This window comes from Pseudomonas sp. NY15374, from assembly GCF_048068255.1.
Taxonomy (GTDB): domain Bacteria; phylum Pseudomonadota; class Gammaproteobacteria; order Pseudomonadales; family Pseudomonadaceae; genus Aquipseudomonas; species Aquipseudomonas machongensis.
Genome location: NZ_JBLUPZ010000002.1, coordinates 596104 through 608987 on the forward strand (window position 1 = coordinate 596104; position 12884 = coordinate 608987).

Annotated in this window: 16 protein-coding genes; 2 read left to right on the top strand and 14 right to left on the bottom strand. The window is 60.8% G+C overall.

Annotation, left to right across the window (positions count from 1 at the left end; translation table 11 throughout):
• Positions 1–17: 17 nt before the first annotated feature.
• The 12 genes from tolA to ACNFHO_RS07125 form a co-directional block, all read right to left on the bottom strand.
• On the bottom strand, positions 18–1085 hold the full coding sequence (gene tolA, locus ACNFHO_RS07070) for a cell envelope integrity protein TolA (protein ID WP_054890994.1): 1068 nt from the start codon (positions 1083–1085) through the stop codon (positions 18–20).
• The gene (tolR, locus tag ACNFHO_RS07075) at positions 1085–1537 is read right to left on the bottom strand and encodes a protein TolR (RefSeq protein WP_054890995.1); all 453 of its coding nucleotides are present in this window, start codon (positions 1535–1537) and stop codon (positions 1085–1087) included. Before tolR ends, tolA begins: the two co-directional genes overlap by 1 nt.
• A gap of 14 nt (positions 1538–1551) precedes the next feature.
• Entirely contained in the window at positions 1552–2247 is a 696-nt protein-coding gene (gene tolQ, locus ACNFHO_RS07080) for a protein TolQ (RefSeq protein WP_054890996.1), read from the bottom strand.
• Positions 2248–2249: 2 nt separating this feature from the next.
• Positions 2250–2702 carry a tol-pal system-associated acyl-CoA thioesterase gene (gene ybgC, locus ACNFHO_RS07085; RefSeq protein WP_054890997.1) on the bottom strand — a complete coding sequence of 151 codons (453 nt, stop codon included), beginning with the start codon at positions 2700–2702 and terminating at the stop codon, positions 2250–2252.
• 125 nt (positions 2703–2827) lie between these two features.
• Positions 2828–3874, bottom strand: coding sequence for a Holliday junction branch migration DNA helicase RuvB (gene ruvB / locus ACNFHO_RS07090; RefSeq protein WP_054890998.1), 1047 nt, complete (start codon positions 3872–3874; stop codon positions 2828–2830).
• The gene (gene ruvA / locus ACNFHO_RS07095; RefSeq protein ID WP_054890999.1) at positions 3871–4488 is read right to left on the bottom strand and encodes a Holliday junction branch migration protein RuvA; all 618 of its coding nucleotides are present in this window, start codon (positions 4486–4488) and stop codon (positions 3871–3873) included. Before ruvA ends, ruvB begins: the two co-directional genes overlap by 4 nt.
• A gap of 109 nt (positions 4489–4597) precedes the next feature.
• The gene (gene ruvC / locus ACNFHO_RS07100; RefSeq protein ID WP_054891000.1) at positions 4598–5122 is read right to left on the bottom strand and encodes a crossover junction endodeoxyribonuclease RuvC; all 525 of its coding nucleotides are present in this window, start codon (positions 5120–5122) and stop codon (positions 4598–4600) included.
• 64 nt (positions 5123–5186) lie between these two features.
• Positions 5187–5933, bottom strand: coding sequence for a YebC/PmpR family DNA-binding transcriptional regulator (locus ACNFHO_RS07105; protein WP_054891001.1), 747 nt, complete (start codon positions 5931–5933; stop codon positions 5187–5189).
• 109 nt (positions 5934–6042) lie between these two features.
• A complete protein-coding gene (aspS, locus tag ACNFHO_RS07110) occupies positions 6043–7818 on the bottom strand; it encodes an aspartate--tRNA ligase (protein WP_054891002.1) in 1776 nt (591 codons plus the stop codon).
• A gap of 94 nt (positions 7819–7912) precedes the next feature.
• The gene (locus tag ACNFHO_RS07115) at positions 7913–8131 is read right to left on the bottom strand and encodes an FmdB family zinc ribbon protein (protein WP_063545878.1); all 219 of its coding nucleotides are present in this window, start codon (positions 8129–8131) and stop codon (positions 7913–7915) included.
• A 92-nt stretch (positions 8132–8223) separates the two neighbouring features.
• On the bottom strand, positions 8224–8541 hold the full coding sequence (locus tag ACNFHO_RS07120; RefSeq protein WP_054891004.1) for a ribbon-helix-helix domain-containing protein: 318 nt from the start codon (positions 8539–8541) through the stop codon (positions 8224–8226).
• A gap of 179 nt (positions 8542–8720) precedes the next feature.
• On the bottom strand, positions 8721–9194 hold the full coding sequence (locus tag ACNFHO_RS07125) for a Dps family protein (RefSeq protein ID WP_023381917.1): 474 nt from the start codon (positions 9192–9194) through the stop codon (positions 8721–8723).
• A gap of 281 nt (positions 9195–9475) precedes the next feature.
• Here ACNFHO_RS07125 and ACNFHO_RS07130 point away from each other — a divergent pair, with 281 nt between their 5' ends.
• Positions 9476–10069 carry a cold shock domain-containing protein gene (locus tag ACNFHO_RS07130; protein WP_151925075.1) on the top strand — a complete coding sequence of 198 codons (594 nt, stop codon included), beginning with the start codon at positions 9476–9478 and terminating at the stop codon, positions 10067–10069.
• A gap of 18 nt (positions 10070–10087) precedes the next feature.
• On the opposite strand, the gene ACNFHO_RS07135 is transcribed toward ACNFHO_RS07130, so the two are convergent.
• Both ACNFHO_RS07135 and ACNFHO_RS07140 read right to left on the bottom strand, forming a co-directional pair.
• Positions 10088–10294, bottom strand: coding sequence for a SlyX family protein (locus ACNFHO_RS07135; RefSeq protein ID WP_416765766.1), 207 nt, complete (start codon positions 10292–10294; stop codon positions 10088–10090).
• Positions 10295–10297: 3 nt separating this feature from the next.
• Positions 10298–10717: an HIT family protein gene (locus ACNFHO_RS07140; protein ID WP_063545879.1), complete on the bottom strand. Its 420-nt coding sequence runs from the start codon at positions 10715–10717 to the stop codon at positions 10298–10300.
• 745 nt (positions 10718–11462) lie between these two features.
• On the opposite strand from ACNFHO_RS07140, the gene ACNFHO_RS07145 reads away from it, so the two are divergent.
• Entirely contained in the window at positions 11463–12764 is a 1302-nt protein-coding gene (locus ACNFHO_RS07145) for an OprD family porin (RefSeq protein ID WP_063545880.1), read from the top strand.
• Positions 12765–12884 lie beyond the last annotated feature (120 nt).

Genomic DNA, 12884 nt, shown 5'->3' on the forward strand with positions numbered 1-12884 from the left:
TCCTCTCAGACGTTTAATCACAACGCTAGATCCTCAGGTGTAAATGTCATCTTGAACGAACGATACGGATTGAACTCGTTCGGCTTCAAGCCCTGCATTTCAGTCAACCGGCCAATGTTCTTCACCGCGGCCACGGCCGAGCTGTCGAACGGACCGTCGCCACTGGACTTGGCCACGCTCACATTGGTGATCGTGCCGTCCGGCAGCATGTTGATCTGCAGGACTACCGTCATGCCTTTGCGCGCGGATGGCGGACGCGCCCAACCTTCGGCCGCACGCATGCGGATGAGGTCGTCGAAATCACCCGCCACCTGGTCGCCTTGCTCGTCGGCCAGTGCCTGCTGACGCTCGGTGGTGTCGGACAGCAACTCGGCCAGGGCCTGAGCCTTCTTGTCTTCAGCCGCCTTGCGGGCTGCATCCTGTGCCTTTTTCTTCTGTGCATCCGCAGCGGCCTTCTTCTTGGCCTCTTCGGCTGCCTTCTTCTTCGCTTCCTCGGCCGCCGCTGCTTTCTTCTTGGCGTCCTCGGCTGCTTTTTTCTTGGCGTCTTCGGCGGCTTTCTTCTTCGCCTCTTCGGCCGCAGCTTTCTTCGCTTCTTCCTCGGCCTGTTTCTTGGCCTCGTCTTCTGCCTTCTTCTTGGCGATATCAGCCTGCTGCTTCTTCGCTTCCTCGGCCTTCTTCTGCTCGGCGGCCTTTTTCGCCTCGGCAGCCTTGGCAGCGTCCTCGGCTTTCTTGGCTTCGGCGGCCTCGCGAGCTTCCTCGGCCTTTTGAGCGGCGTCGGCTTTCTTTTGTTCCGCGGCCTTCACAGCTTCCTGCTCGACCTTCTTCTGCTCCATCTGCTCGACTTCAGTCTGGCGTGAAGCCGTTTTCTTGGCTTCCCCGGCAATCTTCTGATTGGTCTGGGTGGTCGCCTGGCTCTTTGACTTGAGCTGATAGAGCGTAGCCTGGACGATCGGCTTGGACGGCGGCAGTTCAGGCGTCATGGCGAAGCTGACGAACAGCAGGCCGAACACCAGCACATGCAGGCCAATGGCCCAGACGCTGGGCCAGAAGTAGCTTTCCGAGGCGGATGGCTCTCGCTGTTGCATCAGGGCGCCTCGGTAATCAGGCCAACGTTACCGACACCGGCTTTCTGCAACCCGCCCATGGCGCCCATGACCGCGCCATAGTCGACGGCCTTGTCACCCCGGATGAACACCTGGGTCTGTTTGCCCTGGTCGCGGCCGGCAGCGATGATCTTGGTCACCGCGTTGGTCATTTCCGGCAGGGTCATCGCCTTGTCCATCTGTTTGTCGGTATCGACTTCGCTACCGAGGTTCCAGTAGTAGGTTTTGTCGGCCTTGATCGAGATGGTGAGGATCTGGACGTTGTTGTCCTGCGGCAAGGCTTCGCTGGAAACCTTGGGCAGGTCGACCTTCACGCCCTGGTTGAGCATGGGTGCGGTCACCATGAAGATGACCAGCAGCACCAGCATCACGTCGATGTAGGGCACCACGTTCATCTCGGCGACCGGCTTGCGTTTGTGGCGAACTCGGGCCATGGATGTCTACCTGATCACTCTTCGCTGGTGTGTACTTTGCGGTGCAGGATCGCCTGGAACTCATCGGCGAACGTGTAGTAGCGACCGATCAGTGTTTCGCTGCGTGCAGCGAAGCGGTTGTAGGCGATGACTGCCGGGATCGCGGCGAACAGGCCGATCGCGGTGGCGATCAGTGCCTCGGCAATGCCGGGTGCCACGGTGGCAAGGGTGGCCTGCTGGGCGCTGGCCAGGCCGCGGAAGGAGTTCATGATGCCCCATACGGTACCGAACAGGCCGATGTACGGGCTGGTGGAACCGACGGTGGCCAGGAACGGCAGGCTCTGCTCGAGCTTCTCTTCCTCGCGGGAGATGGCTACACGCATGGCGCGTCCCACGCCTTCCATGACCGCATCAGGATCGACGCCCGGCTGCTGGCGCAGGCGCGAAAATTCCTTGAAGCCGGCGCGGAAGACCTGCTCGACACCCGAGTCCGGATCAGGGTTGCTGCCGGCCTGACGATACAGTTTGGACAGGTCGATGCCCGACCAGAAACGCTCTTCGAAAGCGTCCAGTGCACGACGACCGGCGCGCAGCATGGTGCTGCGCTGGAAGATCATGATCCAAGAGGTCACCGAGGCTGCCACGAGAGTCAGCATTACCAGCTGAACCACCACACTGGCATTGGCGACCAGGCTCCACATGGAGGTATGGTCGACGACGTTTGCTTCCACGCTTATTCTCCTGCGTTCGATTGAGTACCCGTGCCGTCCGCCATGAAAGCGTCGCGCAGTTCAGGGGGAATGGCCCGGGGTTTGAAAGTGTCGGCGCGCACGGCGGCCACCAGGAACTGCCCTTCGCAAAGCAGCGTTTCATCCGCTTCTCGCCAGACCTGCTGCACGAAGCGCAGGCTGGCGCGATTCAATTCAAGTACTTGTGCGGTTACCCGCAACGCATCGTCCAACCGTGCCGGCGCGTGGTAGCGTGCCTCGCTGGAGTGGACGACGAACAATAGATTCTGTTCCGCCAGCTCGGACTGGGAGAACCCCAGGTGCCGCAACCTTTCGGTGCGTGCACGCTCCATGAATTTCAGGTAGTTGACGTAGTACACCACCCCGCCTGCGTCAGTATCCTCGTAATAGACGCGACAACGGTGAGCGAACGGGTCCTGCCGATTTTGCGCGCGCATACTCTAGTGCTTACTCCTCAGCTTGCCAATCCGCCCCGGCAACTGTTTTTTCAGGGGAAATGTCGTATTGCCAGCGCTGTCGCAAAGTGCCAGCGCTAGGACCACGAAAACCCCGATTCGATCTGTCACTCATCGTCAGGATCAGAAAATTCTCCGCCCTCGGCAAAGCGCCCCGGAATGTTCAGGCCGAAATGCAGGTAGGCGTGCCGGGTGACCACACGACCACGCGGCGTACGCATGATGTAGCCCTGCTGGATCAGGTACGGTTCGAGGACATCCTCGATGGTGTGCCGCTCTTCGCTGATCGCAGCCGCCAGGTTGTCCACGCCTACCGGTCCGCCATCGAACTTCTCGATCATGGTCAGCAGCAGACGCCGGTCGGAATGGTCGAAACCGCGCTCGTCGACGTCCAGAAGGTTCAATGCCTTGTCGGCGATTTCCTTGGTGATCTGGCCCTTCGCACGCACCTCGGCGTAGTCACGCACGCGGCGGAGCAGGCGGTTGGCGATCCGTGGCGTACCGCGGGCGCGACGGGCGATCTCGAAAGCGCCCTTGTCTTCGATGGCAAGCCCCAGAATGTTCGCCGACCGGCTGACGATGGTCGCCAGGTCCTGGTTGCTGTAGAACTCCAGGCGCTGGACGATCCCGAAACGATCACGCAGTGGGTTGGTGAGCATGCCGGCCCGGGTGGTCGCACCGACCAGGGTGAACGGCGGCAGGTCGAGCTTGATCGAACGTGCGGCAGGCCCCTCACCGATCATGATGTCGAGCTGGAAGTCCTCCATCGCCGGGTAGAGTACTTCCTCGACCACAGGCGACAGGCGGTGGATTTCATCGATGAACAACACGTCGTGCGGTTCGAGGTTGGTCAGCATTGCCGCCAGATCACCCGGGCGCTCGAGGATCGGGCCGGAAGTGCTCTTGACCGAAACCCCCATCTCGTGGGCGATGATATTGGCAAGGGTGGTCTTGCCCAGACCGGGCGGACCGAAGATCAAGGTGTGATCGAGGGACTCGTTGCGGCCGCGGGCGGCCTGGATGAACAGGCCCATCTGCTCGCGCACCACCGGCTGGCCGATGTACTCGTCCAGGCTCAACGGACGAATGGCACGGTCCTGGACCTCTTCGCGGTCGCGCCCGCTGGCGGCGATCAGGCGGTCGGCTTCGATCACTTGACGATCATCCCTTTGAGGCTATGGCGAATCAGTTCCTCGCTGGTCATGCTCGCCTTGTCCTTGATCGCCGACACCGCCTTGCTGGCTTCCTGAGGTTTGTAGCCCAGCGAGATCAGGGCGCTGACTGCATCGGCTTCGGCGCTGGAGGTGCTGGCCACCGGCAGTGGCCCATCGGACACCAGGGTGAACATCGCAGGCGAGGTTTCCCAGGCCTTGAAACGATCCTTGAGCTCGACCAGCAGGCGTTCGGCGGTCTTCTTGCCGACACCGGGTACGCGCACCAGAGCCGACGCATCCTGGGCCTGCACGCAGCGCACCAGCTCATCGACCTCGAGACCCGACATCAACGCCAAAGCCAACTTCGGGCCGACGCCATTGAGACGGATCAGCTCGCGGAACAGCTCGCGCTCGCGCTTCTCGAAGAAGCCATAGAGCAGGTGGGCGTCTTCGCGCACAACCAGATGAGTATGCAGCGTCACCGCTTCGCCGACCTTGGGCAGGCGGTACAGCGTCGTCATCGGCACCTCCAGCTCATAGCCCAGGCCATTGACATCGATAATCAGGTGCGGCGGTTGTTTTTCCGCCAGGGTGCCACGCAAACGTCCAATCACGTTCCGATCCTTTCTCTCGGGCGTCTGGTCGGAGACCGGACAACCCTATCAGCAAATGCGGCGGGTGAGCGTGTCACCCGGACAAAATATGTATCAGGGCATGAAGCTGTTACAGACGCAAGCGCCCACCGCGCCGGCGTGCGGTGGCCAGGCCGTGGGGCACCAGGCTGGAGCGTGTATGGGCGTGGCACAGGGCGATGGCCAAGGCGTCGGAGGCGTCGATCTGCGGCTTCTGCGTCAGCTTGAGCAGGTGCATGACCATCAGCATGACCTGATCCTTGTTCGCCCCGCCCGTACCGGCCACCGACTGCTTGACCTGGCTGGCGGTGTATTCGGCGATCTCCAGGCCCGCCTCGGCGGCAGCGACGATGGCTGCACCGCGGGCCTGGCCAAGCTTGAGCGCCGAGTCGGCATTGCGCGCCATGAACACCCGCTCGATGCCCATGGTGACGGGGCCATGCAGGCGAATCACCTCGCTGACGCCGCGAAACACGATCTGCAGTCGCTCATGCAACTCGCCACCACCGGTGCGGATGCAACCGGAGGCCACGTACTCGCACCCCCGAGGCGTGTGGCGTACCACACCATAACCGGTGATTCGCGAACCGGGGTCGATACCAAGAATCAGCGTCATAAAGCCTGCGGTTCTTTACACATTTCACTGACCCGCGAAGAGGCCCCGAAGACCAAGGAAAACCTTAGCCGAGTTTTTCCATGATCTCGTCGGAGATCTGCGCATTGGAGTAGACGTTCTGCACGTCGTCCAGGTCCTCGAGCATATCGATCAGCTTGAGCACCTTCTCCGCGCCGTCCTGATCCAGCTCAGCGCTGGTGGTCGGCTGCATGACGATTTCCGCGTCGGCAGCCTTGAAGCCTGCCTCTTCCAGCGCGTTACGCACGGCGTAGAAGCTGTTGAAAGACGTGAAGACGTCGAAGGAGCCATCGTCATTGCCGACCACATCATCGGCATCGGCTTCCATGGCCGCCTCGATCAGCGCATCTTCCTCGACGCCCGGTGCAAAGCTGATCTGCCCCTTGCGCTCGAACAGATAAGCCACCGAGCCATCGGTACCGAGGTTGCCGCCACACTTGGTGAAGGCATGACGCACGGCTGCTGCAGTGCGGTTGCGGTTGTCGGTCATGGCCTCGACCATGATCGCCACGCCACCGGGGCCGTAACCCTCGTAGCTGAGCTCTTCGACGTTGTCGCTTTCGTTGGTGCCAGCCCCACGCGCCACCGCACGATCGATGATGTCGCGGCTCATGTTGGCACCCAGCGCCTTGTCCAGCGCCAACCGCAGCCGGGGATTGGAGGCCGGATCACCACCACCCTGCTTGGCAGCGACGGTCAGTTCGCGGATCCACTTGGTGAAGATCTTGCCTCTCTTGGCATCCTGGCGTTCTTTGCGGTGCTTGATATTCGCCCACTTGGAATGACCGGCCATAACGACTCCAAATCCTTGAAACAGAAACAGGTTCCGCCCCGAAGGGCGGAACGCGGAAAATCCTGCGCGCAAACGCGAAGCGCCCCGACTTCGGGGCGCCTGCGGTCGGTTACTCGACCTTGGTCTGCTCACGCAGACGGATGTGCAGCTCGCGCAGAGCCTTGGCATCGACCAGGCCCGGAGCCTGAGTCATGACGCACGCAGCGCTCTGGGTTTTCGGGAACGCGATCACTTCGCGGATCGACTGGGCGCCGGTCATCAGCATGACCAGACGATCCAGGCCGAAGGCCAGACCACCATGTGGCGGGGCGCCGAACTTCAGGGCGTCGAGCAGGAAGCCGAATTTCTCTTCCTGTTCCGCCGCCTCGATACCCAGCAGACGGAAGACTGCCTGCTGCATCTCTTTACGGTGGATACGGATGGAACCGCCACCCAGCTCGGTGCCGTTGAGCACCATGTCGTAGGCACGCGACAAGGCGGTGGCCGGGTTGGCCTCCAGCTCTTCAGGGGTGCACTTGGGTGCGGTGAACGGGTGGTGCAGCGCGGTGAAGCTGCCGTCTTCGTTCTCTTCGAACATCGGGAAGTCGACGACCCACATCGGTGCCCACTCGCAGGTGAGCAGGTTGAAGTCGTGACCCAGCTTGATACGCAGCGCGCCCAGGGCCTCGCTGACGACCTTGAACTTGTCGGCCCCGAAGAACACGATGTCGCCATCGACCGCGCCGACGCGATCGAGGATCACGTTGAGGTTGGCCTCAGGGATGTTCTTGACGATCGGCGACTGCAGGCCTTCGACGCCTTTGGCGCGCTCGTTGACCTTGATGTACGCCAGGCCCTTGGCACCGTAGATGCCGACGAACTTGGTGTACTCGTCGATCTTGCTGCGCGGCATGGCAGCGCCGCCCGGCAGGCGCAGGGCAGTGACACGGCACTTCGGATCGTTGGCAGGACCTGCAAAGACCTTGAAGTCGACGTCCTTGAGCTGATCGGCAACATCGACCAGTTCCAGCGGGATGCGCAGGTCCGGCTTGTCGGAGCCATAACGACGCATGGCTTCTTCGAAGGTCATGTGCGGGAAGTCGCCGAACTCGAGGTCGAGCACTTCCTTGAACAGCTTGCGGATCATGCTCTCGGTGAGGCCCATGATCTCGGACTCGTCGAGGAAGCTGGTCTCGATGTCGATCTGGGTGAATTCCGGCTGGCGGTCGGCACGCAGGTCTTCATCGCGGAAGCACTTGGCAATCTGGTAGTAGCGGTCGAAGCCGGCCACCATCAGCAGTTGCTTGAACAGCTGGGGCGACTGCGGCAGAGCGAAGAAGCTGCCAGCATGGGTGCGGCTGGGCACCAGGTAGTCGCGCGCGCCTTCCGGAGTGGCACGGGTCAGGATCGGCGTTTCGACGTCGAGGAAGCCGTTCTCGTCGAGGAAGCGGCGAATGCTGCTGGTGATGCGCGAACGCAGGCGCAGCTTGTCGGCCATTTCCGGGCGACGCAGGTCGATGAAACGATAGCGCAGGCGGGTTTCTTCGCCGACGTCGGAGTATTCGTTCAACGGGAATGGCGGGGTCTCGGCTTCGTTGAGCACGTTCAGCTGGTAGCCAAGGATCTCGATGGCGCCGGAGGCCATGTTCGCGTTCACCGCACCGTCCGGGCGCTTGCGCACCTTGCCGGTGATCTGCACCACGTATTCGCTGCGCACGCGGTCGGCGGCGGCGAAGGTTTCGGCGCGATCCGGATCGAACACGACCTGGGCCATGCCTTCGCGGTCACGGATGTCGAGGAAGATCACCCCGCCGTGGTCGCGACGCCGATGGACCCAGCCGCAAAGGGTGACTTCCTGGCCGTCCAGGCTCTCGTTCAGTTGGCCGCAATAATGGCTGCGCATCATGATCGTGGTTTCGCTTCTCGTGATTCGTGTATTCGGTGGAGGTCTTGTCCGCCCTGAGGGCTAATAGTGCAAGACCCTGTCGCTGCAATTCAACTCAGTCGGCCTTGTCGCCGGCCAGGTTCTTCTTCGCCCCGGTCTTGAAGTCGGTCTCGTACCAGCCATTGCCACTCAGGCGAAAGCCGGGTACCGACAGCAGTTTCTTCAGGGCCGGCGCCTGGCATGCCGGACAATCGGTCAATGGCGCGGCGCTGATTTTCTGCAACACCTCCATGCGGTGGTCGCAGGAAGCACATTGATAGTCATAAAGGGGCATGGAGGTCTCTCGTCAACCACAACGCTGGCTGCCGGGGCAGCAAAAAGCGGGATTATATATGGTTAAGGAGTGCTGTGCAGCCCGCCCGGCGATCAGTGTGTACTCGGCGGATCAAGTAACCAGGCCACACAGATGACGCGAATCAGCCCACTGAAATTACGCACACCACCCTGTCGCAGGTGCACCTCTCGATCGACGTAGGACAGCACAGCGCTCACCGAACAGCGATTGGCCTCGGCGATACGCTCCAGAATACGCCAGTAGACCGCCTCGAGCCGAAGGCACGTGGCAAAACCATTGAGCCTTACAGACCGCGAGACCGGTACGACCTGCAACATGTCGAAATCCCCCCTGAACGGATCCTGACAATCCCTGCCTGGCCAACCGCCGTGCCTGCTTGCTTGCGCCATGGTTCTGCTCCTTGATTGCGATCACTTCATACCCCGCACAACAAGGTCGAGGGTGCTTCAATGAAGCGCCGTTCCGGCGTCGCAGAGCAGCAGCAAGGGTTTCCCCATAATGAAAAAGCCCGGTATCGCAAGGCGACACCGGGCTTGATGGACCAGCCTGGCCATAGGCCGGCGCATCATTATTTGCCGTCGAGCAGCACTCGCAGCATCCAGGCGGTCTTTTCGTGCACCTGCATGCGCTGGGTGAGCAGGTCGGCCGTCGGCTCGTCACTGACCTTGTCCACCACCGGGAAGATGCTGCGCGCCGTGCGCACCACCGCCTCTTGCCCCTGGACCAGCTGGCGGATCATTTCATCGGCAGCGGGCACCCCCTCTTCCTCCTTGATCGAGGAATGGCGCGCATAGAATGCATAGGAACCCGGCGCCGGGAATCCCAGCGCTCGAATGCGTTCGGCGATCGAGTCGACTGCCAGGGCCAGTTCGTTGTACTGCTCTTCGAACATCAGGTGCAGGGTTCGGAACGACGGACCGGTAACGTTCCAGTGGAAGTTGTGGGTTTTCAGATACAGCACATAGGTGTCCGACAGCAGGCGGGACAACCCTTCGACGATGGACTTGCGATCTTCTTCGCTGATACCGATATCGATTGCCATGAATCTCCCCTTTCCATAAGGCTTGACGATCAAGCGGGCGAAAACACTGTACCAAGACTTGCAGACGGCTGCATGTGACACAAGACAACACATCGCCTGACCACCCCTGCGGTTTGAGAACCCCCTGGCTTTGCTGTTAAATAGGCAGGGTGCCACCCGTGCGGACTGTTAATGCCGGGTGCATAGGCTGAACAGTCACGTGATCGCGCTCCATACCTCATGCGCACCGTGCTGCCAGCTCTTCCTGTGATCGGCCTTATCCAAATATGTGAGCCAACCCAATGTTCAAGATCGTCCATCTGGTGACGGGCGTTGCGGCTTTGCTGCTGTCGTTCATACCCAGCCTCAAAACCGACGCCACACCCTTCCTGCAACAACCCGAAGCGGTTTACCTGGTACTCCTGGGCCTGCTCAACCTGGTCCTGGCACCGGTTGTACCGCTTTACTACCGCGGCGCCCGCCAGCAACTGCAACACTTGGCCAGCGCACTCCTGGTGCTGGCGGTGATCCTGCAAACCATCACCGTCCTTGCCCGCCCCGAGCTCGGCAGCTTGTCGGCGCTGCTCTGCGCGGCACTGGCAGCCGCCCTGCACCTGGCCGCCGGCTTCGCCCGCAGCGGGCGCAAGTCACGCGCCAGCCAGGCGGGCCCGCAAGATGCCAGCAAGCGCGATACCGGCACCGTGAAGTGGTTCAATACCTCGAAAGGCTTCGGATTCATCTCCCGCGACTCCGGCGATGACATCTTCGTGCACTTTCGCGCCATCCGCGGCGAAGGCCATCGCGTCCTGGTCGAAGGCCAGCGCGTGGAGTTCTCGGTAATGCATCGCGACAAAGGCCTGCAAGCCGAAGACGTGGTCGCGGTTTCACGCCGCTGACCACCCGCCTCCATCACCTCAATAATGAGGCGGTGGAGGCTCCTCCCCTCCGGCCTCGTACTGGCCGACCATCTCCTCATGACGCTTGATCAGTTCGGCGATCTGCAACTGCAGACGCTCGATCAGTCGGTTCTGCCCGGCCACTTCGTCGCTGAGCGCCTGAAGGATGTCATCCTGAAACGCCTGGCGCATCTCCAGCTCGACGATTCTCGCTTCCAGTGACATGGCTCAGGCCTCCTCGAAACCTTCAAGCGCCAACCCACGCAGGCGCTGGCGGATTGCATCGACCTGCGCGGGCGCGTAGTCGAGCGCAGGCACCTTGCCCCACACCGGCGCGGGCCACGCCGCATCGCCGCGATGACGCACCACAACGTGCATGTGCAACTGACTGACGACATTACCCAGCGTGGCGACATTCATCTTGTCAGCCAGGAATTCGCCCTTGAGCGCCTCGGCGAGCAAAGTGGTTTCCTTCCACAGTTGTTGCTGGTCGGCCAGATCCAGCTGGAACAGCTCGCTGACATCAGCACGGCGCGGCACCAGGATGAACCAGGGGTAGTTGGCATCCTTGCTCAGCAAAAGACGGGACAACGGGAAATCCCCCAGCACCAGGGAATCCTGCTGCAGACGCGAATCCAGGACAAACACGGCAAACCTCCATCGAATGACACGACCCGACTCGAACGCGGGTGGAGCGCAAGGATACCTTGCTTGCAGAGCCCACGACACGACCCACTCACTTGTCCGCCCCCGACCGAGACGTACGCGCCACAAGCGGTAACACTGCGCTACTTTTCGCACCAAAATGAAGCAACGAAAAATACACCTGTCATACCCGCCTGGTACAAACTACTCAGCATCAACAGTCAGCGGTAACACCTTGACTTTCAAGCCAGCTTTATTTTGCAAACGATAATCAACATCGCGTTATACCCTCAAAGCACCTGAACCCAGTGTTTCCGGAGGTTTCAGGACGCTTTGCGGGCATTTGTGAAAAATTCATCAACACTGATCGTTTTTGTGCACGCTTGTTGCATTCTTTTTACGCTAAGTCGGCACGGCACCTGCATTAGCCGGTGAACGCGACAAATAACAACAGCGACAAGGGATTCACCAGGGAGCTTCGAGTACACAGCCATTCTTTACGGAATCGTGACGGACTTCGAAGCAGCGCTGGGGTGTACGGCCCGCCTGTAGCGGGACGTGATTTGCGACATGGAAATAGCCAAAAGCGACACGACCGTAAACTTACCGAAAGGTTCCGTTTTTCATGTCGCCAAGTACAGTCAGCGTGATATACATTTTCGCCGACATAAAAAGAAAGAGCTGCCCCATATAACTAAAACACTTGGGCGCAGCGGTACTCTTCCTAAAACCAAAGGAGCAAATCACGATGCGCGTGATGAAGTGGAGCATGATCGCCCTGGCTGTTGCAGCGGGGACTTCTGGACTGGCAATGGCGTCGTCGCAGGATGACTCCAAAGGCTTCGTTGACGACAGCAAGCTCAACGTGAAGCTGCGTAACCTGTATTTCAGCCGTGACTTCCGCAACAACCCAAGCGACGAACAGAGCCGTCGCGCCGAGTGGGGCCAAGGCTTCATCGGCACCTTCGAATCCGGCTTCACCCAGGGCACCGTTGGTGTCGGTGTCGACGCTATCGGCCTGCTGGGCATCAAGCTCGACGGCGGTCGTGGCACCACCAACACCGGCCTGTTCCCTGTCGACTCCGAAGGTCGCCCGGAAGATTCCTATTCGAAGGGCTACGGTGCCGTCAAAGCACGCATCTCGAACACCGTCCTCAAGTTCGGCGGCCAGTTCACCTCGCTGCCAGTCTTCGCCACTGACGATAGCCGCCTGCTGCCGGAAGCCGCCGAAGGCTTCCTGCTGACCAGCAAGGAGATCGAAGGCCTGGAGCTGAACGCCGGTCACTTCACCCGCCTGGACGCACAAGCCCAGAGCTACAAGGACAGCATCGGCGGTCGTAACAACCTCGGCATCAAGAACCCGGGTCTGACCGAAGCGAACGTCTTCGGTGGCACCTATGCCGTGACCGACGGCCTGAGCACCAGCCTCTACTACTCCAAAGTCGAAGACTACTGGCGTAAATACTACGCCAACGTCAACTGGGCACTGCCGCTGTCCGACAAACAAGGCCTGGTGTTCGACTTCAACATCTATGACACCAAGAGCGATGGCGAAGGCAAGGTACGCGCCTTCGATGGCGACAAACTGGATAACCGTGCATTCAGCCTGTCCGGCGCCTACAACGTTGGTGCTCACACCTTCACCCTGGCCTACCAGAAGGTCACCGGTGACGGCGACTACGCCTATGGCGTAGACGGCGGCGGCACCATCTTCCTCGCCAACTCCATCGCCCGCTCCGACTTCAACGCCGAAGGCGAGAAGTCCTGGCAGGCTCGCTACGACCTGAACTTCGCCGAGTACGGCATTCCAGGCCTGACCTTCATGACCCGCTACGCCCGTGGTACCGGTGCTCACGTCGAAGGCACCACCAACGGCAAGGAATGGGAACGCGACATCGACGTCAAGTACGTCCTGCAGGAAGGTCCGGCCAAGGACCTGAGCTTCCGTGTCCGCCAGGCCACTTACCGCTCCGCCGATGGCGTCTACTACGGTTCCGCATCGATCGACGAACTGCGTCTGATCGTCGAGTACCCGCTGAGCATCCTGTAAGCCCCGGCTTGCAATGCCCCGCACCTTAAGAAGCCCGGCATCTGCCGGGCTTTTTCTTGGCTGACAAGCCGAGCGCCCTGGGGCATCCTGTACGCTTTCGTCTCGCCCCCGTACAATGCG